The following is a 24,209-nucleotide window of genomic DNA, read 5'->3' as shown; positions in this document are numbered from 1 at the left end:
CGGGCTCGCTCCCACAGTGTTCCAGGGTGAATGGGGATTTTGTGATCGCCGCAGATCCCCTGTGGGAGCGAGCCTGCTCGCGATGGCGGTGACACATTCAACATCGTGGCAAGCTGACCCACCGCTATCGCGAGCAGGCTCGCTCCCACAGTGTTCCAGGGTGAATGGGGATTTTCTGACCGCCGCAGATCCCTTGTGGGAGCGAGCCTGCTCGCGATAGCGGTCCGACATTCGACCCAAAATAAAAAGCCCCGCCTGGCATGACCAGGCGGGGCTTTTTATGGGGCGATGGAATCAGGCGTGAGGTTTGGGCTCGTGCTCTTTTTCCATTGGGGCGCGGTGCGGTGTGACTTCTTCGGCTTCAGCGGCAGGCTGAGCTTCGTCGGCCACTGGCGCCGATTCAACCGGGGCTGCTTCGGCTGTGGTTTCAGCAACCGGGGCAGGGCTTGCCTCGACCACTTCTACCACCGGGGTCGGCTCGGCAGCGGGTGCCTGGGCGGCTGCCTCTTCGGCTTCCTTCTGCAGGCGCTCGGCTTCGCGCTTGCGACGGCGCACTTCACGTGGATCGTTTGGAGCACGGCCGTTGGCTGTCAAGGCGCTGGCGGGTGCAGGCTCCTCGGCTGGAGTCGGTGCTTCGGCAACCACGGGGGCTTCGACCACTGGCGCTGGCTCGACCACTGCAGGCTCGGCTGCCTTGACGGGCTCTGGCGTCGGCTCTGGCTCGACAACCGGAGCCGGTGCGGCAGGTTCCGGGTTCCAGTTGAACGCTGTCTGCTCTTCACGTACAGGCGCCGGTGCTTTTTCCTCGGCGTCTGTTGTAACGGCAGTTTCAACCACAGGCTCTGCGGCCACCACTGGCTGTTCGACGGCCGGTGCAGGCTCGACGACAGCTTCGGCTTCAGGCTGGGCTTCACGAACCGGCGCAACTTCCACTTCTGGCGAAGCAGTGACTTCCACCGCAGTAGTGGCTTCGACCACCGGCGCTTCAACCGGCGCATCTTCCACCGCAGCGGTGGCGCGTTCGGCCTGTTCGTTGGCCTGGGCTTCGGCTGGGGCACTGATGGTGCTGCTGGCAACGGCCGCAGTCACGGCCAGGCCGGCGGCCAGGTCTGCAGTGCTTGGCGCCTCCTCGGTGGACTCGGACTCTTCCGAACCTTCGATCACGTTACCGTTGGCATCACGCTGACGCTCACGACGGTTGCTGCGACGACGCTGACCACGGGAGCGGCGGCGTGGACGATCACCTTCGGCATTGTCTTGGCCGTCTTCCTGCAGTTGCTCTTCGGCGTTCAGCACTTCTTCTTCGCTGGCAACGGCTGCAGCCTGCTCGGCGCGTGGTTGACGCTCTTCACGTGGAGGACGCGGTGCGCGCTCTTCGCGAGGCTGGCGGGCCGGACGCTCTTCAGCGGTGGCGGCAACGGTCGGAGCGGCATCCAGGGGCTCGCGCAGTTCGCGAACACGTTCTTCACGCTCGCCACGGGGCTTGCGCTCTTCACGTGGGGCACGCGGTTGACGCTCCTCACGTGGCGGACGTGGTGCGCGCTCTTCGCGGGCTACGGCCGGCACTTCCTCACGGACTTCGCGAGGCTGGCGCTCTTCACGAGGCTCACGTGGTGCGCGCTCTTCACGCGGTGCACGTTCTTCGCGTGGCTTGCGCTCTTCGTCACGACGACCGTTGCGGTTGCGGGTCTGCTGGCGACCGTTACGGCGTTCTTCGTTGCGGGCAGGACGCTCGGTAGCGGCAGGCTTGGCAACCACGGCCGGTGCGGCAGGCTCTTCCTTGGTCGCGAACAGGCTGACCAGGGATTTCACCAGGCCCTTGAACAGGCTTGGCTCAGGCGCGGCAACCGGAGCCGGTACCGGGGCGACGACTTCGGTCGGAACCGGAGCATTCGCACGGGCGGGGGCTGTCTTCACGGCGGCTTCCTGGCGAACCAGGGTGCGGGTGGCGGCAGCCGGCTGGACTTCTTCCACTTCGGCAGCGGCAGCGGCGATCTCGTAGCTGGACTGGTTGTTGTGGGCTTCCGGGCTGTCGTCACGCAGGCGCTGGACTTCGAAATGCGGCGTCTCGAGGTGATCGTTCGGCAGGATGACGATACGGGCGCGGGTGCGCAGTTCGATCTTGGTGATCGAGTTGCGTTTTTCGTTGAGCAGGAACGCCGCCACCGGGATCGGCACCTGGGCGCGGACTTCGGCGGTGCGGTCTTTCAGGGCTTCTTCTTCGATCAGGCGCAGGATCGCCAGGGACAGCGACTCGACGTCACGGATGATGCCGGTGCCGTTGCAGCGAGGGCAGACGATGCCGCTGCTTTCGCCCAGGGACGGACGCAGGCGCTGACGGGACATTTCCAGCAGGCCGAAGCGCGAGATGCGACCGACCTGTACACGGGCGCGGTCGGCTTCCAGGCACTCACGGACCTTTTCTTCCACGGCGCGCTGGTTCTTGGCCGGGGTCATGTCGATGAAGTCGATGACGATCAGGCCGCCGATGTCGCGCAGGCGCAACTGACGGGCGATTTCCTCGGCCGCTTCAAGGTTGGTCTGCAGGGCGGTTTCTTCGATGTCGCTGCCTTTGGTGGCGCGCGCCGAGTTGATGTCGATGGACACCAGGGCTTCGGTCGGATCGATGACGATGGAGCCGCCGGACGGCAGTTCGACGACGCGCTGGAAAGCGGTCTCGATCTGGCTTTCGATCTGGAAACGGTTGAACAGCGGGACGCTGTCTTCGTAGAGCTTGATCTTGCTGGCGTACTGCGGCATCACCTGGCGGATGAAGGTCAGGGCTTCGTCCTGGGCTTCAACGCTGTCGATCAGGACTTCGCCGATGTCCTGGCGCAGGTAATCGCGGATCGCACGGATGATGACGTTGCTTTCCTGGTAGATCAGGAACGGCGCGGAACGATCCAGCGAGGCTTCCTTGATGGCGGTCCACAGCTGCAGCAGGTAGTCGAGGTCCCACTGCATTTCTTCGCTGCTGCGGCCAAGGCCGGCGGTGCGCACGATCAGGCCCATGTCGGCCGGGGCAACCAGGCCGTTGAGGGCTTCACGCAGTTCGTTGCGCTCTTCGCCTTCAATGCGACGGGAGATGCCGCCAGCACGCGGGTTGTTCGGCATCAGGACCAGGTAACGGCCGGCCAGGCTGATGAAGGTGGTCAGGGCGGCGCCCTTGTTGCCACGTTCTTCTTTCTCGACCTGGACAATGACTTCCTGGCCTTCGCTCAGGACGTCCTTGATGTTGACGCGGCCTTCAGGGGCTTTCTTGAAGTATTCGCGGGAGATTTCCTTGAGGGGCAGGAAGCCGTGGCGCTCGGAGCCGAAATCGACAAAGGCAGCCTCAAGGCTTGGTTCGATGCGAGTAATCCGGCCTTTATAGATGTTGGCCTTCTTCTGCTCGCGTGCACCGGATTCGATATCCAGGTCGTAGAGGCGCTGGCCGTCTACCAGTGCAACACGCAACTCTTCGGGTTGAGTTGCGTTAATCAGCATTCTTTTCATGTAGTACCGTCGGTTTCCGGGCTGCCGGAAACGGCGTTCGGCACACACGACTTCTCACGGTCGGTGTCAGGTGCGTCATGGAAGTGGCTGACCACTCCAGTGTCCAGCGAGTTCGACCCAATGATGGCGAAGTCGCGACGGACGCGTCCTGCTTGCTGGTACTCAAGCACTCAGTCAGGAGGAGGAATCAACCGGCGTCTGTGGACGAGATGAAGCGTCTGAAACAAGCCTAGTGCTACACAGTCCGACGGTTGTACATCTCCACCCTACACGTATCCCTGATAATTCGGGTGCTGCCGCGCGCAGAATCCGCAGCGGGTTGGCATTTACCGTGAGCTCCGGAAGGGGAGGTCACGCATCATGGCTAATTAGGCGTTGTTTCCGAAGCTTTCGCCCGGGGTCGTTCGCAACTGACTGCACTTTGTGAACTGGCCGTGAATGTGGCGCGCAAGGCGAGTGAACACTCTGCTTTGCGGCGTATTTCAGGCCTCATGTCACCTGCGCTCGTTACACCTGCAAACTCTACCGAATCGTGGCAAAAGCCCCGTAGGACGGCCTCTCGTCCTCGTGAATTGCGTTGGTCAGGGCCGGTTTTTGACCGTTAGTCCGCTGTCCAGCCACTTTTGGCGGCGTTCGCGACTATAGCAGCAATGATTAAGTGCTTCAATTCCATAAAAAATTGTTATGATCGCCGGCATGACGACTACTGCCCCTTCGACTCCGAGCGTTCAACTGCTCGAGGTCTCGCCGGAATATGCCGGCCAACGAATCGATAACTTCCTCCTCGCCCGGCTCAAGGGCGTGCCCAAGACCTTGATTTATCGCATTTTGCGCAAGGGCGAGGTGCGGGTGAACAAAGGCCGGATCAAGCCGGAGTACAAGCTCCAGGCCGGCGATATCGTGCGCGTGCCGCCGGTTCGCGTGCCCGAGCGCGATGAGCCGGTGCCGGTTGCCCAGGGGCTGCTGCAGCGCCTGGAAGACTCGATCATCTACGAAGACAAAGCGCTGATCGTGATCAACAAGCCCGCAGGCATTGCGGTTCACGGTGGCAGCGGCCTGGATTTCGGCGTGATCGAAGCCTTTCGTCAGTTGCGTCCCGACGCCAAGGAGCTGGAGCTGGTTCATCGCCTGGACCGCGACACTTCCGGGCTGCTGATGATCGCCAAGAAGCGCAGCATGTTGCGCCACTTGCACGAGCAATTGCGCGGTGACGGCATCGACAAGCGCTACATGGCGCTGGTACGTGGTCATTGGGCGACGTCCATCAAGCAGGTCCGCGCGCCCTTGCTCAAGAGCAACCTGCGGTCCGGTGAGCGCATGGTCGAGGTCAACGACGAAGGCAAGGATGCCCTCACCGTGTTCAAGGTGCTGCGGCGTTTCGGCGATTTCGCGACCATGGTCGAGGCCAAGCCGGTGACCGGTCGCACCCACCAGATTCGTGTGCATACCTTGCATGCCGGACATTGCATCGCCGGTGACCCCAAATACGGGGACGACGATTTCAGTCGGGAGATCCGCGATCTGGGCGGAAAACGCCTGTTTCTCCATGCCTATATGCTCACCGTGCCGCTGCCCGATGGCGGGGAACTGAAGTTGCAGGCACCCGTGGACGCCATGTGGGCCAAGACTGTGGAGCGATTGAGTGCATCCTGACTACAAGCTCCTGATCTTCGATTGGGACGGCACCCTGGCCAATTCAATCGGTCGGATCGTGGAGTCGATGCATGTTGCGTCCGACCGTACGGGTTTTGCCAGGCGCGATGACTTTGCGGTAAAAGGCATCATCGGTCTCGGACTGCCGGAAGCGATTCGCAGCCTGTATCCGGACATCGATGACGAGGCGCTGGTGGTTTTCCGCCAGCATTACGCCGACCACTACATTGCCCTGGAGGCTGAACCGTCGCCCTTGTTCGAGGGCGTGGCCGAGACCCTCGAGGCGTTGCGGGCAGAGGGCTATCACCTGGCCGTCGCCACCGGCAAGGCTCGTCGCGGGCTGGACCGGGTGCTGAAGGCACATGGCTGGGATGATTATTTCGATATCACCCGTGCCGCCGATGAAACTGCCAGCAAGCCGCATCCGCTGATGCTCGAGCAGATCCTGGCGCATTGCGAGGCGCGCCCGGAGCAGGCACTGATGGTGGGGGATTCGTCGTTCGATCTGCAGATGGCCCGCAACGCCGGCATGGGCTCGGTGGCCGTCAGCTACGGCGCGCAGACGATCGAGGCGCTACGGGCATTTGAACCGCGACTGGCGATTGACCATTTTCCTGAGTTACATGCCTGGCTGAGCCAGCACACCGATTAAATTTGTTGAAGGATGCAAGTATGACCGATGAATGGAAGGCACCGGCCAAGGCAAGCGCTGACAACGGTGACGACAAGAGCTGGAAACTGCTGGAAAAAACCCTGATGGCCAGCGTGGAGGAGCAGCGTCGTGCTCGTCGCTGGGGCATCTTCTTCAAGTGCCTGGTCTTTATTTATCTTTTCGTCGGGCTGGGGGTGATCATCCAGGCGATCGATATGAAGAAGAGTCCTGGAAGTGGTTCGGCCTATACGGCGGTGATCGATGTCGAAGGCATGATCGCCGACAAGGAGGCCGCCAGCGCCGACAATATCATCGGCAGCCTGCGGGCGGCGTTCGAGGATTCGAAAGTCAAGGGCGTTGTTCTGCGCATCAACAGTCCGGGTGGCAGTCCGGTGCAGGCAGGCTACGTCTATGACGAAATCGTCCGCCTGCGTGCGGCGCACCCGGATATCAAGCTCTACGCGGTGATTTCCGACCTCGGCGCTTCCGGTGCTTACTACATTGCCAGCGCGGCGGACCAGATCTATGCCGACAAGGCCAGCCTGGTGGGATCCATCGGCGTGACTGCGGCGGGTTACGGTTTCGTCGATACCCTGGCGAAGCTTGGCGTGGAGCGCCGGGTGTACACCGCCGGCGACCATAAGGCTTTCCTGGATCCGTTCCAGCCGCAAAAACCTGAAGAAACGGTCTTCTGGCAAGGGGTGCTCGACACCACCCATAAGCAGTTCATTGCCAGCGTCAAGAAAGGGCGGGGTGAGCGGCTGAAGGACAAGGAGCATCCGGAGCTGTTTTCCGGGCTGGTCTGGTCCGGCGAGCAGGCATTGTCGCTGGGGCTGATCGACGGGCTGGGCAGTACCAGCTCCGTGGCGCGGGATGTGATTGGCGAGAAGGAACTGGTGGACTTCACCATCGAAGAGTCGCCGCTGGATCGCTTCTCGAAGAAGCTTGGTGCAAGCATCGCCGAACGCCTGGCGATGTGGATGGGCTTCCAGGGCCCAGCGTTGCGCTGATAGCCCTTGTGTGTGTAGGAGCTGTCGAGCGCAGCGAGGCTGCGATCTTTTGATCTTTTGATCTTTTGATCTTTCGCTTGGGGCTCAAGTGTCTGGGGAAAGATCGCAGCCTCGCTGTGCTCGACAGCTCCTACAGGGGGGGGGGGGGGTCAGGGGATTTGCACCCCTTCCACCAGCAACATATCCACAAGGCGAATTAACGGTAGGCCGACCAGGCTGGTGGCGTCCGGGCCTTCGGTGCTCTGGAACAGGCTCACCCCCAGGCCCTCGGCCTTGAAACTGCCGGCGCAGTCATAAGGCTGTTCGATCCGCAGGTAGCGCTCGACCCGCTCCGGGTCGAATGTGCGCATGTTGACGGTAAAAGGCACACAGTCGACCTGGCAGGCGCCGGTCTGGCTGTTGAGCAGGGCCAGGCCAGTCAGGAACGTAACCTTGGCGCCGCTGGCGGCCATGAGTTGTTCGCGGGCATTTTCGAAGGTGTGGGGTTTGCCCAGGATGCGCTCACCCAGCACCGCGACCTGGTCCGAGCCGATGATCAGGTGTGCCGGGTGGCTGTCGGCCAGTGCCAGGGCTTTTTCCCGGGCCAGGCGTTTTACCAGTTCCCGGGCGGGCTCGCCGGGGCGGTGACTTTCGTCGATATCCGGCGAGCGACAGACGAATGGTAGCCCCAGGCGGGCGAGCAATTCCCGGCGGTAGACCGAGCTGGAGGCAAGTAACAAGGGCAGCATGGGCATCTCCAAAAGTCAGGGGCGAATTCTAGCGAGGCGCGCAAGTGACGGACAGGGCTGAATTTCCTTTGACATGGGCGGGTGCATCCCTATAATGCTGCGCCTATGTTGAATGACCCGATTCCACCTCACGTTGACCCGCGCAAATTGGCTGATCGTGGCACCACCCTCCAAGGTGAACTGCTGCTGGCCGATTTGAAGAGACTCTGCGACCCGCTTTCCGATGATGTCGGTACGGTCCAGGCCAAATTCGTTTTTGAACGAGATGAACGTAAATCTGTGGTGATCCACAGCTTTATCGACACTGAAGTCAAAATGGTTTGCCAGCGTTGTCTTGAGCTGGTCACCCTGCCGATCCACAGCGAATGCAGTTACGCCGTGGTGAAGGAGGGTGCGAATACCCAGTCGTTGCCGAAAGGTTATGACGTGCTGGAACTGGGCGAAGATCCATTGGATCTGCAGTCACTGATCGAGGAGGAGCTTCTGCTCGCCTTGCCCATTGTGCCTGCTCATCATCCGGAAGAATGCCAGCAGCCGGCGGGAGCAGATGAACCCGAACCGAGCGAGGACGAGGTAACGCGGTCCAACCCGTTCAGTGTATTGGCGCAGTTAAAGCGTGACCCAAACGTTTAGGAGTTAATCAATTATGGCTGTTCAGCAGAACAAAAAATCCCGCTCTGCCCGTGACATGCGCCGTTCGCACGACGCTCTCGAGGCTAGCACCCTGTCTGTAGAAAAAACCACTGGTGAAGTTCACCTGCGTCACCACGTATCGCCAGAAGGCGTATACCGTGGTCGTAAAGTGATCGACAAGGGCGCTGACGAGTAATCCTTGTCCGCTCAAGTCATCGCAATTGACGCAATGGGCGGGGACTTCGGTCCCCGCAGCATTGTTCAGGCCAGTCTCGCTTGCCTGAATGCAACGCCCTCGCTGCACCTGACCCTCGTTGGTCAACCCTCCCTCCTTGAAGAAATGCTCAGTGGCCAGGCGGCTGCGGATCGCGCGCGCCTGACGATTACCCCGGCGTCCGAAGTCATCACCATGGACGAAAAACCGGCCCAGGCCCTGCGTAGCAAGCCTGATGCGTCGATGCGGGTGGCCCTTGAGCTGCTGCGCGACGGCAAGGTCCAGGCCTGTGTCAGTGCCGGGAATACGGGGGCGCTGATGGCCCTGTCGCGCTACGTGCTCAAGACCCTGCCGGGCATCGACCGACCGGCGATGGTGGCGGCAATCCCGACGCGGAAGGGCTTTTGCCAGTTGCTTGACCTGGGTGCCAATGTCGATTGCAGCGCCGAGCACTTGCTGCAATTTGCGGTGATGGGCTCGGTGGCGGCCGAAACCCTGGGTATTGCCCGACCTCGTGTGGCGCTGCTGAATATCGGAACCGAAGACATCAAGGGTAACCAGCAGGTCAAGCTGGCCGCGACGCTGTTGCAGGGCGCACGGGGAATCAACTACATCGGCTTCGTCGAGGGCGACGGTCTGTACCGGGGCGAGGCGGACGTGGTGGTGTGTGACGGCTTCGTCGGCAATATCCTGCTCAAGTCCAGCGAAGGCCTGGCAACCATGATTGGCGAGCGGATCGAGACCCTGTTCCGCCAGGGCCTGGCCTCGCGGGTGGTGGGGGCGCTGGCTTTACCCTTGATGCGTCGCCTGCAGGCGGACCTCGCGCCGGCGCGGCATAACGGGGCAAGTTTTCTCGGGCTGCAGGGCATCGTGATCAAGAGTCATGGTTCGGCGGGCGTGCAAGGCTTCCAGAGCGCTATCAACCGGGCCGTGATCGAAATCCAGGCAAACCTGCCCGAGCGCCTGCATGGTCGCCTCGAAGATTTGTTAACTTAGGCGTTTTCGTCCGACAATGCTTAAATGTGACCGGTCGGTTCAACCGGCCATCCAACTGTCAGTTTCCTAGCGCCCCACGGGGCGTCAATTTTTGACGACAAGATCATTAGGGGCTTTGTTTTCATGTCTGCTTCCCTCGCATTCGTCTTTCCAGGACAGGGCTCGCAGTCCCTCGGCATGCTGGCCGAGCTGGGCGCGCAATACCCGCTGATCCTCGAAACATTCAAAGAAGCGTCCGATGCACTCGGCTATGACTTGTGGGCACTGACCCAGCAAGGGCCAGAAGAGCAACTCAATCAAACCGATAAAACCCAACCGGCCATCCTGACCGCCTCGGTCGCGCTCTGGCGCCTGTGGCTGGCTGAAGGCGGTGCGCGCCCGGCCTACGTTGCCGGCCATAGCCTGGGTGAATACAGCGCCCTGGTGGCTGCGGGCAGCCTGAGCCTGGGTGACGCGGTGAAACTGGTGGAGCGTCGTGGCCAGTTGATGCAGGAGGCCGTTCCGGCCGGGCAGGGCGGCATGGCCGCGATTCTCGGCCTGGAAGATGCCGATGTGCTGGCAGCCTGTGCCGAAGCGGCGCAGGGTGATGTGGTCAGCGCGGTGAACTTTAACTCCCCGGGCCAGGTGGTGATCGCCGGCGCCAAGGCTGCGGTCGAGCGTGCCATCGAAGGCTGCAAGGCCCGTGGTGCCAAGCGCGCGATGCCGCTGCCGGTCAGTGTGCCGTCGCACTGTGAGTTGATGCGTCCCGCCGCCGAGCGCTTCGCCGAATCCATCGCCGCCATCGATTGGCAGGCGCCGCAGATTCCCGTGGTGCAGAACGTCAGCGCTGAGGTGGCTCCAGACCTCGAGACCCTCAAGCGTGACCTGCTGGAACAACTCTACAAGCCGGTTCGCTGGGTCGAGTCGGTGCAGACCCTGGCGGCCAAGGGCGCGACCGATCTGGTCGAGTGCGGCCCTGGCAAAGTGCTGGCCGGGCTGAACAAACGCTGCGCCGAAGGCGTGTCGACTTCCAACCTCAACACCCCAGACGCTTTCGCTGCCGCTCGTGCAGCGCAGGCCTGAACAGGAGAAGCTTGCATGAGTCTGCAAGGTAAAGTTGCACTGGTGACCGGTGCAAGCCGCGGCATCGGCCAGGCCATCGCCCTGGAACTGGGTCGCCAAGGCGCCATCGTTGTCGGCACCGCGACTTCCGCTTCGGGCGCCGAGCGTATCGCCGCGACCCTGAAGGAAAACGGTATCCAAGGCACTGGCCTTGAGCTGAACGTCACCAGCGACGAATCCGTTGCGGCGGTATTGGCCAGCATCCAGGAACAGTTCGGTGTCCCGGCTATCCTGGTCAATAATGCCGGTATCACCCGTGATAACCTCATGATGCGCATGAAAGATGACGAATGGTTCGACGTGGTCGATACCAACCTGAACAGTCTGTACCGGCTGTCCAAGGGCGTTTTGCGTGGCATGACCAAGGCCCGTTGGGGCCGGATCATCAGTATCGGCTCGGTTGTGGGTGCCATGGGCAACGCAGGCCAAGTAAACTATGCTGCGGCCAAGGCCGGCCTGGAAGGTTTCAGTCGTGCGCTGGCGCGTGAAGTGGGTTCGCGGTCGATTACGGTAAACTCGGTAGCACCGGGTTTCATCGACACCGACATGACCCGTGAACTGCCGGAAGCACAGCGTGAAGGTTTGTTGACACAGATTCCGCTGGGGCGCCTGGGGCAGGCTGAAGAGATCGCGTCCGTGGTCGCTTTTCTTGCATCCGACGCTGCGGCATACGTGACTGGGGCTACAATCCCGGTGAACGGCGGGATGTACATGAGTTAAATGTGACGGATTGCTTCAAAAAAATGTCATACCAGCTGTCTAAAATCCGTTATAAAGCTGCAGCTTATTTTATAGGCGGCGGGCCACTGGGTTGGAGGCGTGAAGCTTTCGGTTGAAAAATCGAAAAGTTCTTCTATACACTTACCCTCCCGGCCAGCCGACTGAATTTATCCATTAGGAGTTAGAAAAGGTATGAGCGACATCGAATCGCGCGTCAAGAAAATCGTTGCCGAGCAACTGGGCGTTAAGGAAGATGAAGTCAAGAACAGCGCTTCTTTCGTTGAAGACCTGGGTGCCGACTCCCTTGACACTGTTGAGCTGGTGATGGCTCTGGAAGAGGAATTCGAGACCGAAATCCCTGACGAAGAAGCTGAAAAAATCACTACTGTTCAGCTGGCTATCGACTACGTTACCGCCCACGCGTCGTAATCGTTTTTAGTCGTCGCTCGCTGTCATGGAAAAACCGCACTGCCATCACGGCGTGCGGTTTTTTCTTTAGGCCTGATGAAAAGTCGTCATTAGAAAAAAGGAGAGTGCTGTGTCGCGTAGACGCGTCGTAGTCACCGGTATGGGTATGTTGTCGCCACTGGGCACGGATGTGCCGAGCAGTTGGCAGGGCATTCTGGCTGGCCGCAGTGGCATTGGTCTGATCGAACACACCGACCTTTCTGCCTATTCCACCCGTTTTGGCGGCTCGGTAAAGGGCTTCAATGTCGAGGAATACCTGTCGGTCAAGGAAGCTCGCAAGCTCGACCTGTTTATCCAGTACGGCCTGGCGGCCGGTTTTCAGGCAGTGCGCAATGCCGGCCTGGAAGTCACCGATGCCAACCGTGAACGCATCGGCGTGGCCATGGGTTCGGGTATTGGCGGTTTGACCAATATCGAAGAAACCAGCCGCACGCTGCACGATTCGGGGCCGCGACGGATCTCCCCGTTCTTCGTGCCGGGCTCGATCATCAACATGATTTCCGGTTTCCTGTCCATCCACCTGGGTGCACAGGGACCCAACTACGCCATTGCCACGGCATGTACCACCGGTACCCACTGCATCGGCATGGCCGCGCGCAACATCATGTACGACGAAGCCGACGTGATGATCGCCGGCGGCGCCGAGATGGCGGCTTGTGGTCTCGGTATGGGCGGCTTCGGTGCCTCCCGTGCACTGTCGACCCGCAACGACGAGCCGACCCGTGCCAGCCGGCCTTGGGACAAGGGCCGCGATGGCTTCGTATTGTCCGACGGTGCCGGTGCGTTGGTGCTCGAGGAGCTGGAGCACGCCAAGGCCCGTGGCGCGACCATCTATGCCGAGCTGATCGGCTTTGGTACCAGCGGTGACGCGTATCACATGACCTCGCCACCGGCCGATGGCGCCGGCGCTGCCCGATGCATTGCCAATGCCTTGCGTGACGCGAAGGTCAACAGCGATCAGGTGCAGTACATCAATGCCCATGGCACGTCGACCCCGGCCGGCGACCTCGCCGAAGCCCAGGCGATCAAGACCGTGTTCGGTGAGCATGCCTACAAGCTGGCTGTCAGCTCGACCAAGTCCATGACCGGTCACCTGCTGGGTGCCGCAGGCGCGGTGGAAGCGATTTTCAGCGTGCTGGCAATCAACAGTCAGGTCGCGCCGCCGACCATCAACCTCGACGAGCCGGACGAAGGTTGCGACCTGGACTTCGTACCGCACACCGCCCGCGGCATGGACATCGATGTGGTGCTGTCCAACTCCTTCGGCTTCGGCGGCACCAACGGTTCGCTGGTGTTCCGCCGGTTCGCCGGTTGATGGAGAGCTGGGTCGACGGTCAGCCGGCGGATGCTCTGTCGCTGAAGGATCGTGGCCTGGCTTATGGCGATGGGTTGTTCGAAACCATCGCCGTGCGCAAAGGCAAGCCGGTGCTGCTGGAGCGTCATCTGCAGCGGCTCGAGCTGGGCTGCCAGCGGTTGGCGCTCAATCTCGACAAGGGCGTATTGAGCGCTGAACTAGGCGCCTATGTGCAACACCTGGGTGAAGGCGTGCTGAAGCTGATCGTCACCCGGGGCGACAGTCTGCGTGGTTATGCCGCCGTCCCCTCGGCCCCGGTTCGGCGCATCCTGCAAGGAAACCCGCCGGCTGCTTATCCTGCTGCCCATGCCGAGCAGGGCGTGTCCCTGTTTCCTTGTGCGACCCGCTTGTCCGAGCAGCCGTTGCTTGCCGGCCTCAAACACCTCAATCGTCTTGAACAGGTCATGGCTCGCGCCGAATGGCGCGATCCGGAGCACGCCGAAGGCCTGATGCTGGACACTTCCGGGCGGGTGGTCGAAGGGGTTTTCAGCAACCTCTTTATCGTGCGCGATGATGTGTTGATAACGGCTGACCTGAGTCGGTGCGGCGTGGCTGGCGTGATGCGCGCCGAATTATTGTTTCAAGCCGAGTCTCAAGGCATCGCCACGCAAGTGACTGATATCAGTCTTGAGCAGTTGCGCCAGGCCGATGAGGTCTTTGTCTGCAACAGCGTGTATGGCGTGTGGCCGGTACGCGCATGCGGTTCGATGCGCTGGTCGGCCGGGCCGCTCACCCGTAAACTGCAGACCCTTGCCCGCGCGTTATTGGATGTTTGATTCGTGAGACGTAAATTCTTGCTGTTGCTGGAAACCGGCCTGGTTCTGGCAGGGCTGCTGTGGGGCGCTTCGGCCTGGAAGATTCATTCGGCGTTGCAACAGCCGCTGAACATTACCCAGGAAGAGCTGCTGGAGATCCCTAGCGGGACCACCCCGACCAAAACCCTCTATCGTCTCGAGGCCGACGGCCTGATCAGGGACGCGTTCTGGCTGAGGGTGTACTGGCGCTTCAATCTCGTGGGCCAACCCCTGCACTCCGGTGAATACCGGATGGTGCCGGGCATGACCATGGAAAACCTGATCGGTGTCTGGAAGCGCGGCGAGGTTGTGCAGTACAGCGTGACGCTGGTGGAGGGCTGGAATTTCCGTCAGGTCCGTGCGGCACTGGCCAAGGATGAAAAACTCCAACAGACCCTCACCGGCCTGAGCGACAGCGAGGTGATGGATCGGCTGGGCCATTCCGAAGTGTTCCCCGAAGGGCGGTTTTTTCCGGACACCTATCGCTTCGTGCGCGGGACGTCGGATGTCGATCTGCTGAACAAGGCCTATGGCCGGCTTGAAGACGTGCTGGCCAAGGAATGGGCCGAACGCGCCGCCGATGTACCTTACACCCAGCCCTACCAGGCGTTGATCATGGCGTCCCTGGTGGAAAAGGAAACCGGCGTCCCGCAGGAGCGCAGCCAGATCGCCGGTGTGTTCGTGCGTCGCCTGCGCATGGGCATGCTGCTGCAGACCGACCCCACGGTGATCTATGGCCTGGGCGAGCGCTACACCGGCAAACTCACCCGTGCCCATCTGAAAGAAGAGAACCCGTACAACACCTACATGGTTCCGGGGTTGCCGCCGACGCCGATTGCGATGGTGGGGCGTGAGGCGATTCACGCCGCATTGAATCCGGCGTCGGGCAACAGCCTTTACTTCGTCGCGCGCGGGGATGGCAGCCACGTATTTTCCGACAGCCTGGATGCACACAACAACGCGGTGCGCGAGTTCCAGCTCAAGCGTCGCGCCGACTATCGCTCCAGCCCCGCTCCGGCTACGCTGGACGACTCGGCGCCGATTCCCGCTGCCTCGCCTGATACGGCACCCGAAGCCGTGCCCCAGGTGGAACCCGAGAAGCCTGCTCCCGAACCGAATGCTGACGAGCCCCCGAGCCCGCAATGACTCTGACTAAGGACTGCCCGTGACTGGCCTGTTTATAACGCTGGAGGGCCCGGAGGGCGCCGGCAAGAGCACCAACCGCGAATTCCTGGCCGAACGCCTTCGGGCTGCGGGGATCGAGGTGGTGCTGACCCGCGAGCCGGGCGGTACGCCGCTGGCGGAGCGGATCCGTGAGGTGCTGCTGGCACCGGCCGAAGAAGTGATGAACCCCGACACTGAGTTGTTGCTGGTGTTCGCTGCCCGGGCACAGCATCTGGCCGAGGTGATTCGTCCGGCCCTGGCCCGTGGCGCGGTGGTGCTCTGCGACCGCTTTACCGATTCGACCTATGCCTATCAAGGTGGTGGTCGGGGTTTGTCCCTGTCGCGCATCGCGGCGCTGGAAACCTTTGTCCAGGGCGAGCTGCGACCGGACCTGACGCTGGTGTTCGACCTGCCGGTGGAAATCGGCCTGGCCCGTGCCAGCGCCCGTGGCCGGCTGGATCGTTTCGAACTGGAAGGCGAGGCGTTCTTCAATGCGGTGCGCAATGCCTTCCTGAGCCGTACCAAGGCCGACCCGGCGCGTTACCTGTTGATCGACGCGGCCCTGCCGCTGGCGCAGGTCCAGCAGTCGCTGGACAAACTGTTGCCAGGTTTGCTGGAGCGTGTCCGTGGCTGAAGCCTATCCCTGGCAGGACGGTCTCTGGCAGCAACTGGCCGGTCGTGCCCAGCATGCCCATGCGTACCTGCTGCATGGTCCGGTCGGGATTGGCAAGCGGGCGCTGGCCGAACGCCTGATGGCCAGCTTGCTGTGCCAGCGCCCGGGCGCCTCGAACGCGTGCGGCGAGTGCAAGTCCTGCCTGTTGCTCAAGGCTGGCAGCCACCCCGATAACTACGTGCTGGAGCCCGAGGAAGCGGACAAGGCGATCAAGGTCGACCAGGTCCGTGACCTGGTCAGCTTCGTCGTCCAGACCTCACAGCTGGGCGGGCGCAAAGTGGTACTGATCGAGCCGGTCGAGTCGATGAACATCAACGCCGCCAATGCCTTGCTCAAGAGCCTCGAAGAGCCTTCCGGCGACACGGTATTGTTGCTGGTCAGCCATCAGCCGAGCCGCTTGCTGCCGACCATCAAGAGCCGTTGCGTGCAACAGGCCTGCCCGTTGCCGAGCGAGGCGATGAGTCTGCAGTGGCTGGCCCAGGCCTTGCCCGACAGCACCGCTGAGGAACGTGTCGAATTGCTGACCCTCGCCGCCGGTTCGCCCCTGGCGGCCGTCAGCCTCCAGGCCCAGGGCGTGCGTGAGCAGCGGGCGTTGGTGGTGGACGGTGTGAAGAAGCTGCTCAAGCAGCAGCAATCGCCGACGCAATTGGCCGAGGGCTGGAACGCAATCCCGCTGCTGTTGCTGTTCGACTGGTTCTGCGACTGGTCGAGCCTGATCCTGCGCTACCAGCTCACCGAAGACGAGGCTGGCCTGGGACTGGCGGACATGCGCAAGGTGGTCCAGTACCTGGCGCAAAAAAGCAGCCAGGACAAAATCTTGAACATTCAGGACTGGTTGCTTGCCCAACGTCAGAAGGTGCTGAACAAGGCGAACCTCAACCGGGTGTTGTTGCTCGAAGCGCTGTTGGTGCAGTGGGCGAGCTTGCCTGGTCGCAACTGACAGATGTCGCCTAGACTCAGCTCAATTCGCAGCGGAGATCAGCATGAACGAACCTGTCAGTCCCGGACCGCGCAACGGCATCCTGTCCCTGGCCATCAAGGACAAATCGGTGCTCTACGCCGCCTACATGCCCTTCATCAAGAATGGCGGCCTGTTCATCCCCACCAACAAGCATTATCGGCTGGGTGATGAGGTGTTCATGCTGTTGAGCCTGATGGATGAACCGGAGAAGGTCCCGGTCGCCGGCAAGGTGATCTGGATGACCCCCAAAGGTGCCCAGGGCAACCGGGCGGCAGGCGTCGGCGTGCAATTCAACGACGGCGACAACTCGGCCCGCAATCAGATCGAAACCCACCTGGCCGGAACCCTGAAGTCCGACCGTCCCACCCATACGATGTAGCCCGACCCTTTATGCTTGTAGATTCCCATTGTCATCTCGACCGTCTCGACCTGGCCGCCCATGGCGGTTCCCTGGATGCTGCGTTGGACGCCGCCCGTCAGCGGGGCGTCGGGCACTTCCTGTGCATCGGCGTCAGCGCCGACAATGCCGCCGACGTCAAGGTCCTGGCCGACCGTTACGAGGACGTCGATTGTTCGGTCGGCGTCCATCCCCTGGATGTCCAGCCCGATGCCGCGCCGGCCCTGGACTGGCTGTTGCGTGAACTCGATCACCCCCGGGTGGTCGCCATCGGCGAAACCGGCCTGGACTATCACTACGAACCGGAAGCTGCCGAGGTGCAACAGGCCTCGTTCCGCCTGCACCTGGAAGCCGCGCAACAGACCGGTAAGCCGGTGATCATCCACACCCGCGGTGCTCGGGCCGACACCCTGGCCTTGCTGCGCGACGCCGCGCTGCCCCAGGCCGGCGTGTTGCACTGTTTCACCGAAGACTGGGACATGGCCAAGGCAGCACTGGACATGGGCTATTACATTTCCCTGTCCGGGATTGTCACGTTCCGCAACGCCGATGCCTTGCGCGACGTCGCCAGCAGGGTGCCGGCCGACCGGTTGCTGGTGGAAACCGATTCGCCGTACCTGGCCCCGATCCCGTATCGCGGCAAGCCGAACCTTCCGCAATACGTGCGGGAGGTGGCGGAGTTCCTGGCAATGCTGCGTGGCGAATCCTATGAGCGGTTCGCTGAGCAGACGACGGAGAATTTCAAGCGGTTGTTTCCGCTGGCTCATGTGCGGTCGATACAGGCTTGAATTTCGAACAAAAAAAAACCCGGGTTCTGGGGGGTGAATCCGGGTTAAGACCATTAGGAGTAAAACAAAGGCACGCGGTCCTTTGGTACCTTTATCGGTGCGTCACTTGGGGGAGATGTCGCGCCGACAATTCAAGTATTGATCAGGATACCGACGCGTCCAGTTTGCTCGGGGCGGTTTTTAAACAAATTTGGAATACGCTCGCTTCGGATAAGTTCTCACTGTCGCCGCCGGTTGCCGGGACGACGCGATGGCGTAAGCAGCGGCGAGCCAATGTTGTACGATTTTGAGAAGAACTATGGCCGGGAACGGATGATCCGTGCATTTTTGCGTAAGTTAGGCATAATACCCGGCTTCGAATTTTGACCTTCAGACCTTTTTCTTATGCACAAAGAACCTCGTAAGGTCCGTGAGTTTCGCCGCCGCGAGCAGGAAATTCTCGACACCGCACTCAAGTTGTTTCTCGACCAGGGCGAAGACAGCGTCACCGTCGAGATGATTGCGGATGCCGTGGGTATCGGCAAAGGCACGATTTATAAACACTTCAAATCCAAGGCCGAGATCTACCTGCGCCTGATGCTCGATTACGAGCGCGATTTGAACGAACTGCTGCACTCGGCGGATGTGGACAAGGACAAGGAGGCGCTGTCCCGGGCCTACTTCGAGTTCCGCATGCGCGATCCTCAGCGCTACCGCTTGTTCGACCGCCTGGAAGAGAAGGTCGTCAAGGGTAACCAGGTGCCGGAGATGGTCGAGGAGCTCCACAAGATCCGGGCTTCGAACTTCGAGCGCCTGACGCTGCTGATCAAGGGCCGCATCAGCGAAGGCAAGCTCGAGGACGTGCCACCTTACTTCCACTACTGTGCCGCCTGGGCGTTGGTGCATGGCGCGGTGGCGTTGTACCACTCGCCGTTCTGGAGCAACGTGCTGGAAGATCAGGAAGGTTTCTTCCAGTTCCTGATGGACATTGGTGTGCGCATGGGCAACAAGCGCAAGCGCGACACCGACGTACCGAGCAGTTGAGTCATTCAGATACCTGATTGCGCCATGTCCGCTTACATGGCGTAGTGCCCCAGTAATATACTCAGGCTTGGGTCTTGCGAAAACCTGAATTCTAGGTCAAGTTTCGTAGGTCCGATTTTCCTTTCGCCGGAGTGATCCATGATCGTTGACCGTCAGGGCAGGCGCTTCCGCAATTTGCGGATCAGCCTGACTTCCGCCTGCAACTACGCCTGCACCTACTGCGTGCCTGACGGCAAGCGCCTGGTGGCTGCGCAGGATGAGTTGTCGGCCGAAGCGATGGCGCGAGGCGTGGCTTACCTGATCGAAGCGGCCGGCATCGAGCGTCTGCGCATCACCGGGGGCGAACCGCTGGTCAGTCCCAAGCTCGAACGCTTCATGGCGGCGGTAGGGCAGATGGGGTTGGAGGACATCAGCCTGACCACCAACGGCCAGTTGCTGGCGAAGAAACTGCCTTTACTGGTGGACGCGGGTATCCGCCGCATCAACGTTTCCCTCGACACCCTGGACCCGAGTGCGTTTCGCAGCATTGCCCGTGGCGGCGACCTGGCAACGGTGCTCGACGGCATGGACCAGGCCCATGCGGCGGGCATGAAGATCAAGGTCAATATGGTGCCGTTGCGTGGGCAGAACCTGGATCAGGTGATGCCATTGCTCGAGTACTGCCTGGCGCGTGGCTATGAGCTGCGCTTCATCGAGTTGATGCGCATGGGGCACCTGGCCAGCGATTCCAACGCGTTCTTGCAGCAGTTTGTCAGCCTGCAACAACTGTTGAGCCTGATCGGTGACCAATACGAATACCTGCAAGCCAACGCGCCGGTAGATGCGACGGCGGTGCGCTATGAGATCCCTGGCATGGGCTATTTCGGCGTGATCGCCAACGAAAGCGTGCCTTTCTGCCGCACCTGTTCACGGTTGCGGTTGTCCTCCACGGGCTGGCTGCATGGTTGCCTGTCCTCGAGCAATCGTCACTTTGTCGGCGACCTTCTGGACAAGCCCCGTCACGAGGCGTTGCCGGCCCTGCAACGGCTGCTGGTCAAGGCCTTGGGAGACAAGCAGGAAGTGGCATTTTCCGGGGGCGCGACCATCATGAAGATCATCGGCGGCTGACAGGTATTTCCAGCTGATAATCCTGCCTATTTGAAGACTGGCGCAAAAGCTGCATTCAACGCCCATTCGCCGGTTTTCCGACACCGGTTTCTGGAGGGTAGGATGCGTAGCCTGGTTTTGCTGCTGGCCGTTTTGGCGCTGGGTGGCTGTATGAATGTCAGCGACATGGGGGAGGGCGTTCGTTATCACATGAGCGATGCCGGCCTGCTGGATCACAGCGACAGTCGCCGTGTGAACAACCTGCGTATCCAGCCCGATTCGTTCATCTACATCGCCCAGGGCGCTTTCGCCCCGCCGGGCGGCGCCTATCCGCGTCCCAATGTCGTGGCCGAAGAAGCCTTCAACGGTTTTATCGAATATTTCCCGATGGTCCGTCGTGCCCGTGTGCCCGAAGGTCTTGACCAAGCCATGGGCGAAGCCCGTGCTGCCGGTGCTCATTACTTGCTGTACACCCGGTTTGCCAAGGCCGACAACCGCATCGGCAACTCTGACGAATGGCTGGACGAAGAAGCCGTGGATCGCCTGGGGGTGGATACCAGCGTGATCCAGATCATGTTGATCGAGACCAGCACCCAGTATTTGATTGATACTGCACGTATCAAGAGTCGTGGCGGTTTACTGACGTTTCACGACAAGCAGCCACAAGACCTCATCGCCACGCCGTTGCGTGAATATGCCCGCAGCCTGCTGGGGATGAGCGACGAGTAAATACAAGGAGTCACCATGAGCGGACCGCAAAAAGCCAATGACCTGCTGGGGCAGATCCCCAAGACCAAAGGCCTGCCGCCGGTCCACTTGTGGAACCCTGACTTCTGCGGCGACATCGACATGCGCATCGCCCGCGATGGCACCTGGTACTACCTGGGCACGCCCATCGGACGCAAGCCGATGGTCAAGCTGTTCTCCACCATCATCCGCCGCGACGGCGATGATTACTTCCTGATCACCCCCGTGGAAAAAGTCGGCATCCAGGTCGACGATGCGCCGTTCGTGGCCGTGACCCTGGAGGTCGAAGGCCACGGAGAAGGGCAGTTGTTGCGCTTCACCACCCATGTCGATGAAACCACCGAGGCCGGTCCCGATCATCCGATGCGGGTGGTGATCGATCCGCACACCCAGGAGCCCGCGCCCTACGTGCATGTGCGCAGCAACCTCGAAGCCCTGATCCACCGTAATGTGTTCTATCAGTTGGTGGAGCTGGCGGTGAGCCGTGAGATTGACGGGCAGCGCTGGCTGGGGGTGTGGAGTGGCGGGGTGTTCTTCCCCATTGGCCTGGAGCCGTAACCCTGTGGAGCCTGCTCGCGATGGCGCCGGATCAGCCAGCATCAAGTTGACTGACACTACGCCATCGCGAGCAGGCTCGCTCCCACAGGGGATTTCATACAATTCAATTGACAGCCAATCATATGATGATTAGCGTGAGCCACCCATAAGAGTGGCCCGCGGGGTTTTCATGTCCAGCAGTTTTCACGCATCGACCGTCGATTGGCTGGGCGCCTGGATTGCCGCCGGTCAGGTCAAGCCTGGGCAGACCATCAAGGTCGAGGCGGACCTGGGCGAGCAACTGGGGGTCAGTCGCACGGTGATTCGCGAGGCGATCAAGACTCTGGTGGCCAAGGGCATGCTCGAGGTCGGGCCGAAAGTCGGCACTCGGGTGTTGCCGGTGCGGCGCTGGAATCTGTTCGACCCACAGGTGGTCGGGTGGCTGTCACGCAGCGGCTTGCCGGAGAACTTTGTCGATGACCTGCTGGACCTGCGCCGCACCATCGAGCCGATGGCGGTGCGCTGGGCTTGCGAGCGGGCGACGGTTGAGCAGGTGCAGGCGATCCGCCTGGCTTACCATGCGCTGGAGCGGGCCGTGGACAGCGGTGCCGACTACAACCGGGCCGACCAGTTTTTCCACGAGTGCATCCTCGCCGCCAGCCACAATCAATTCATAGAACAAATGGTCCCGGCCCTGGGCGCGTTGCTGGCGGTGTCGTTCGAGGTGTCGGCTGCTGATCCGGATGAGCTGCGCCGCACCTTGCCCATTCACAAGGACATTGCCGAAGCCATCGCGACCCGCGACGCGACGCGCGGTGTCTGGGCCTGCATGACCCTGATCGATAACGCTGACCTGGCCATCAAGCGCTTCTACCCTGACGTGATGGCCGGTCGTACAGACACTGCCGGGCAAGCCGGAAACAGGAGGTTTCAATGATGTGGAAGGCGGTAACGGAGCACCGGGCGAAACTGGGCGAGGGACCATTCTGGGACGCGCCGACCCAGGCGCTGTATTGGGTCGACATCGCGGGCAAACAGGCGCTGCGGTTGATCGGCGCCAATGTCGAGATCTGGCAGATGCCCGAACATGTGTCGGCCTTCATCCCGACACAGGGCGGTGATGCGCTGGTGACATTGAGCAGCGGTGTCTACCGGTTGGACCTGGATTCGCCCGGTCTGGAGCCGCGCCTGACGCTGCTGTGCATGGCCGACCCCCAACCCGGCAATCGAGCCAATGAAGCCCGTTGCGATGCCCAGGGTCAGCTCTGGCTCGGCACCATGCAGAACAACATCGGTGATAACGGTGAGGACCTGCCCCTGAAGCGCCGGTCCGGAGGCTTGTTTCGCGTGGGCGTCGATGGCCGGGTCATGCCGTTGCTACGCGAGCGGGGGATTCCCAACACGCTGTTGTGGAGCCCTGACGGCACCACGGTGTATTTCGGTGAAAGCCTCGACGGTACGTTGTACCGGCATTTCATCCGTGCCGATGGCAGCCTGGCGCCGGCCGAAGTCTGGTTCGGCCCCCATTCGCGCGGCGGGCCGGACGGATCGGCGATGGACGCCCGCGGGTATATCTGGAACGCCCGCTGGGACGGCAGTTGCCTGCTGCGAATCAACCCTGACGGTCAGGTCGACCGGGTGATCGAACTGCCGGTCAGTCGCCCCACCAGTTGCGTGTTCGGCGGTGAAGACCTCAAGACCCTGTACATCACCAGCGCAGCCAGTCCGCTGGGGCATCCGCTGGACGGTGCGGTGCTGTCCATGCGGGTCGATGTGCCCGGGGTGGGCTGTACGCGGTTTGCGGGTTGAATCCCAGAATATGGGATGTAAATATATATATTGAGATTGTTTGCCGGCCGGGTTTATAGTCGGCTTCATCAGCAACATGCACTCACACTAAAAAAACAAAACAGGTGAAGTGATGCAACGATTCATTCCCGCACGCCCAAGTGGCGTGCGTGACCCAGTGTCTTCCCAGCGCCTTCGGCCGGTCATCCCTGGATGCCCGGTTTTTGGCGTGCATTCGGACAGGGGAGCGGTGATCCATGGCTGAGGTGCTTTCCTTGCCGCCGGTGCCCGAACCACCGAAGGGCGAGCGACTGAAGAATAAAGTGGTGCTGCTGACCGGTGCCGCCCAGGGCATTGGCGAGGCGATCGTCGCCGCGTTCGCTTCACAACAGGCACGCCTGGTGATCAGCGACATCCAGGCGGGCAAAGTCGAACAGGTCGCCGCTCACTGGCGTGAACGCGGGGCGGACGTGCAAGCATTGCAAGCCGATGTGTCGAACCAGCAGGACCTGCATGCGTTGGCCCGCCGTGCCGTTGAGTTGCATGGCCGTATCGATGTGCTGGTGAACTGCGCCGGCGTCAACGTGTTCCGCGACCCGCTGGAAATGACCGAGCAAGACTGGCGCCGCTGCTTCGCCATCGACCTGGACGGTGCCTGGTACGGCTGCAAGGCGGTGCTGCCGCAAATGATCGAGCAGGGCGTGGGCAGCATCATCAACATTGCGTCGACCCATTCGTCCCACATCATTCCCGGCTGTTTCCCTTATCCGGTGGCCAAGCATGGCTTGCTCGGCCTGACCCGTGCCCTGGGCATCGAGTACGCCCCCAGGGGCATACGCGTCAACGCCATCGCGCCGGGCTATATCGAAACCCAACTGAACGTCGACTATTGGAACGGCTTCGCCGATCCTCATGCCGAACGCCAGCGTGCGCTGGATCTGCACCCGCCACGCCGCATCGGGCAACCGATCGAAGTGGCAATGACGGCCGTGTTCCTGGCCAGTGATGAAGCACCTTTCATCAACGCTTCATGCATCACCATTGATGGTGGACGTTCGGTCATGTACCACGACTGAATATTCCGGGATTACAGTCGGAAACTTTGCCTGTAATCCAATCATCATACGATATGACTATTTGGATCTATGCTGTAGCAACTTGCTGTGACCGCCCAGCCTGCGCTTTGCCACCGATGGTGGAGCAGACCCTGGACGTTTGGCTTTCAAT

The 24,209-nt window shown here is 61.3% G+C and carries 25 protein-coding genes; 23 read left to right on the top strand and 2 right to left on the bottom strand.

Annotated features, from left to right (window positions below; translation table 11 throughout):
- Nucleotides 1-294: 294 nt before the first annotated feature.
- Nucleotides 295-3,495: a ribonuclease E gene (gene rne, locus LOY67_RS19730; RefSeq protein ID WP_265064059.1), complete on the bottom strand. Its 3,201-nt coding sequence runs from the start codon at nucleotides 3,493-3,495 to the stop codon at nucleotides 295-297.
- Nucleotides 3,496-4,191: 696 nt separating this feature from the next.
- On the opposite strand from rne, the gene rluC reads away from it, so the two are divergent.
- From rluC to LOY67_RS19715, 3 genes are read left to right on the top strand one after another with little or no spacing between them, the layout of a single operon-like run.
- On the top strand, nucleotides 4,192-5,148 hold the full coding sequence (rluC, locus tag LOY67_RS19725) for a 23S rRNA pseudouridine(955/2504/2580) synthase RluC (protein WP_265064058.1): 957 nt from the start codon (nucleotides 4,192-4,194) through the stop codon (nucleotides 5,146-5,148).
- Nucleotides 5,138-5,800: an HAD-IA family hydrolase gene (locus LOY67_RS19720; protein WP_265064057.1), complete on the top strand. Its 663-nt coding sequence runs from the start codon at nucleotides 5,138-5,140 to the stop codon at nucleotides 5,798-5,800. The genes rluC and LOY67_RS19720 overlap by 11 nt, the downstream gene beginning before the upstream one ends.
- Before the next feature lie 20 nt (nucleotides 5,801-5,820).
- A complete protein-coding gene (locus LOY67_RS19715; protein WP_265064056.1) occupies nucleotides 5,821-6,810 on the top strand; it encodes a S49 family peptidase in 990 nt (329 codons plus the stop codon).
- A gap of 149 nt (nucleotides 6,811-6,959) precedes the next feature.
- Here the strand turns inward: LOY67_RS19715 and LOY67_RS19710 are convergent, their stop codons facing one another.
- Complete coding sequence (locus LOY67_RS19710) at nucleotides 6,960-7,538, bottom strand: Maf family protein (RefSeq protein ID WP_265064055.1); 579 nt, start codon at nucleotides 7,536-7,538, stop codon at nucleotides 6,960-6,962.
- A gap of 105 nt (nucleotides 7,539-7,643) precedes the next feature.
- Between LOY67_RS19710 and LOY67_RS19705 the strand changes: the two genes are divergently transcribed.
- The 20 genes from LOY67_RS19705 to LOY67_RS19610 all read left to right on the top strand — a co-directional run bounded on the left by LOY67_RS19705 (nucleotide 7,644) and on the right by LOY67_RS19610 (nucleotide 24,058).
- Nucleotides 7,644-8,171 (top strand): YceD family protein, encoded by a 528-nt coding sequence (locus LOY67_RS19705; protein ID WP_003204262.1) that lies wholly within the window; start codon nucleotides 7,644-7,646, stop codon nucleotides 8,169-8,171.
- 13 nt (nucleotides 8,172-8,184) lie between these two features.
- Nucleotides 8,185-8,367: a 50S ribosomal protein L32 gene (rpmF, locus tag LOY67_RS19700; protein WP_003179396.1), complete on the top strand. Its 183-nt coding sequence runs from the start codon at nucleotides 8,185-8,187 to the stop codon at nucleotides 8,365-8,367.
- 3 nt (nucleotides 8,368-8,370) lie between these two features.
- A complete protein-coding gene (gene plsX, locus LOY67_RS19695; RefSeq protein WP_265064054.1) occupies nucleotides 8,371-9,381 on the top strand; it encodes a phosphate acyltransferase PlsX in 1,011 nt (336 codons plus the stop codon).
- Nucleotides 9,382-9,504: 123 nt separating this feature from the next.
- Complete coding sequence (fabD, locus tag LOY67_RS19690; protein ID WP_265064053.1) at nucleotides 9,505-10,443, top strand: ACP S-malonyltransferase; 939 nt, start codon at nucleotides 9,505-9,507, stop codon at nucleotides 10,441-10,443.
- Between the two features lie 15 nt (nucleotides 10,444-10,458).
- The gene (gene fabG / locus LOY67_RS19685) at nucleotides 10,459-11,202 is read left to right on the top strand and encodes a 3-oxoacyl-ACP reductase FabG (RefSeq protein ID WP_265064052.1); all 744 of its coding nucleotides are present in this window, start codon (nucleotides 10,459-10,461) and stop codon (nucleotides 11,200-11,202) included.
- Nucleotides 11,203-11,394: 192 nt separating this feature from the next.
- Nucleotides 11,395-11,631 (top strand): acyl carrier protein, encoded by a 237-nt coding sequence (acpP, locus tag LOY67_RS19680; protein WP_265064051.1) that lies wholly within the window; start codon nucleotides 11,395-11,397, stop codon nucleotides 11,629-11,631.
- Between the two features lie 109 nt (nucleotides 11,632-11,740).
- Nucleotides 11,741-12,985, top strand: coding sequence for a beta-ketoacyl-ACP synthase II (fabF, locus tag LOY67_RS19675; protein WP_265064050.1), 1,245 nt, complete (start codon nucleotides 11,741-11,743; stop codon nucleotides 12,983-12,985).
- Nucleotides 12,985-13,800, top strand: coding sequence for an aminodeoxychorismate lyase (gene pabC / locus LOY67_RS19670; protein ID WP_265064049.1), 816 nt, complete (start codon nucleotides 12,985-12,987; stop codon nucleotides 13,798-13,800). The genes fabF and pabC overlap by 1 nt, the downstream gene beginning before the upstream one ends.
- A gap of 3 nt (nucleotides 13,801-13,803) precedes the next feature.
- Nucleotides 13,804-14,964, top strand: coding sequence for an endolytic transglycosylase MltG (gene mltG / locus LOY67_RS19665; RefSeq protein ID WP_265064048.1), 1,161 nt, complete (start codon nucleotides 13,804-13,806; stop codon nucleotides 14,962-14,964).
- Nucleotides 14,965-14,983: 19 nt separating this feature from the next.
- A complete protein-coding gene (gene tmk / locus LOY67_RS19660) occupies nucleotides 14,984-15,616 on the top strand; it encodes a dTMP kinase (protein ID WP_265064047.1) in 633 nt (210 codons plus the stop codon).
- A complete protein-coding gene (locus LOY67_RS19655) occupies nucleotides 15,609-16,595 on the top strand; it encodes a DNA polymerase III subunit delta' (protein ID WP_265064046.1) in 987 nt (328 codons plus the stop codon). The genes tmk and LOY67_RS19655 overlap by 8 nt, the downstream gene beginning before the upstream one ends.
- Nucleotides 16,596-16,638: 43 nt before the next feature.
- On the top strand, nucleotides 16,639-16,995 hold the full coding sequence (locus tag LOY67_RS19650; protein ID WP_265064045.1) for a PilZ domain-containing protein: 357 nt from the start codon (nucleotides 16,639-16,641) through the stop codon (nucleotides 16,993-16,995).
- 11 nt (nucleotides 16,996-17,006) lie between these two features.
- Nucleotides 17,007-17,801, top strand: coding sequence for a TatD family hydrolase (locus LOY67_RS19645; RefSeq protein ID WP_265064044.1), 795 nt, complete (start codon nucleotides 17,007-17,009; stop codon nucleotides 17,799-17,801).
- A gap of 384 nt (nucleotides 17,802-18,185) precedes the next feature.
- On the top strand, nucleotides 18,186-18,824 hold the full coding sequence (locus tag LOY67_RS19640) for a TetR/AcrR family transcriptional regulator (RefSeq protein ID WP_003204240.1): 639 nt from the start codon (nucleotides 18,186-18,188) through the stop codon (nucleotides 18,822-18,824).
- A 138-nt stretch (nucleotides 18,825-18,962) separates the two neighbouring features.
- Nucleotides 18,963-19,931 carry a GTP 3',8-cyclase MoaA gene (locus LOY67_RS19635; RefSeq protein WP_265064043.1) on the top strand — a complete coding sequence of 323 codons (969 nt, stop codon included), beginning with the start codon at nucleotides 18,963-18,965 and terminating at the stop codon, nucleotides 19,929-19,931.
- Between the two features lie 102 nt (nucleotides 19,932-20,033).
- On the top strand, nucleotides 20,034-20,639 hold the full coding sequence (locus LOY67_RS19630) for a DUF4823 domain-containing protein (protein WP_265064042.1): 606 nt from the start codon (nucleotides 20,034-20,036) through the stop codon (nucleotides 20,637-20,639).
- A 15-nt stretch (nucleotides 20,640-20,654) separates the two neighbouring features.
- Nucleotides 20,655-21,215, top strand: a complete 561-nt coding sequence (locus tag LOY67_RS19625; protein ID WP_265064041.1) for a DUF1285 domain-containing protein — start codon at nucleotides 20,655-20,657, stop codon at nucleotides 21,213-21,215.
- 169 nt (nucleotides 21,216-21,384) lie between these two features.
- A complete protein-coding gene (locus LOY67_RS19620) occupies nucleotides 21,385-22,131 on the top strand; it encodes a FadR/GntR family transcriptional regulator (protein ID WP_265064040.1) in 747 nt (248 codons plus the stop codon).
- The gene (locus LOY67_RS19615; RefSeq protein WP_265064039.1) at nucleotides 22,128-23,003 is read left to right on the top strand and encodes an SMP-30/gluconolactonase/LRE family protein; all 876 of its coding nucleotides are present in this window, start codon (nucleotides 22,128-22,130) and stop codon (nucleotides 23,001-23,003) included. The genes LOY67_RS19620 and LOY67_RS19615 overlap by 4 nt, the downstream gene beginning before the upstream one ends.
- A gap of 236 nt (nucleotides 23,004-23,239) precedes the next feature.
- The gene (locus LOY67_RS19610; RefSeq protein ID WP_265064038.1) at nucleotides 23,240-24,058 is read left to right on the top strand and encodes an SDR family oxidoreductase; all 819 of its coding nucleotides are present in this window, start codon (nucleotides 23,240-23,242) and stop codon (nucleotides 24,056-24,058) included.
- Nucleotides 24,059-24,209: the final 151 nt, after the last annotated feature.

This window comes from Pseudomonas sp. B21-056, from assembly GCF_026016325.1.
Lineage (GTDB): Bacteria > Pseudomonadota > Gammaproteobacteria > Pseudomonadales > Pseudomonadaceae > Aquipseudomonas.
This window is presented reverse-complemented; position numbering and strand designations above follow the sequence as displayed.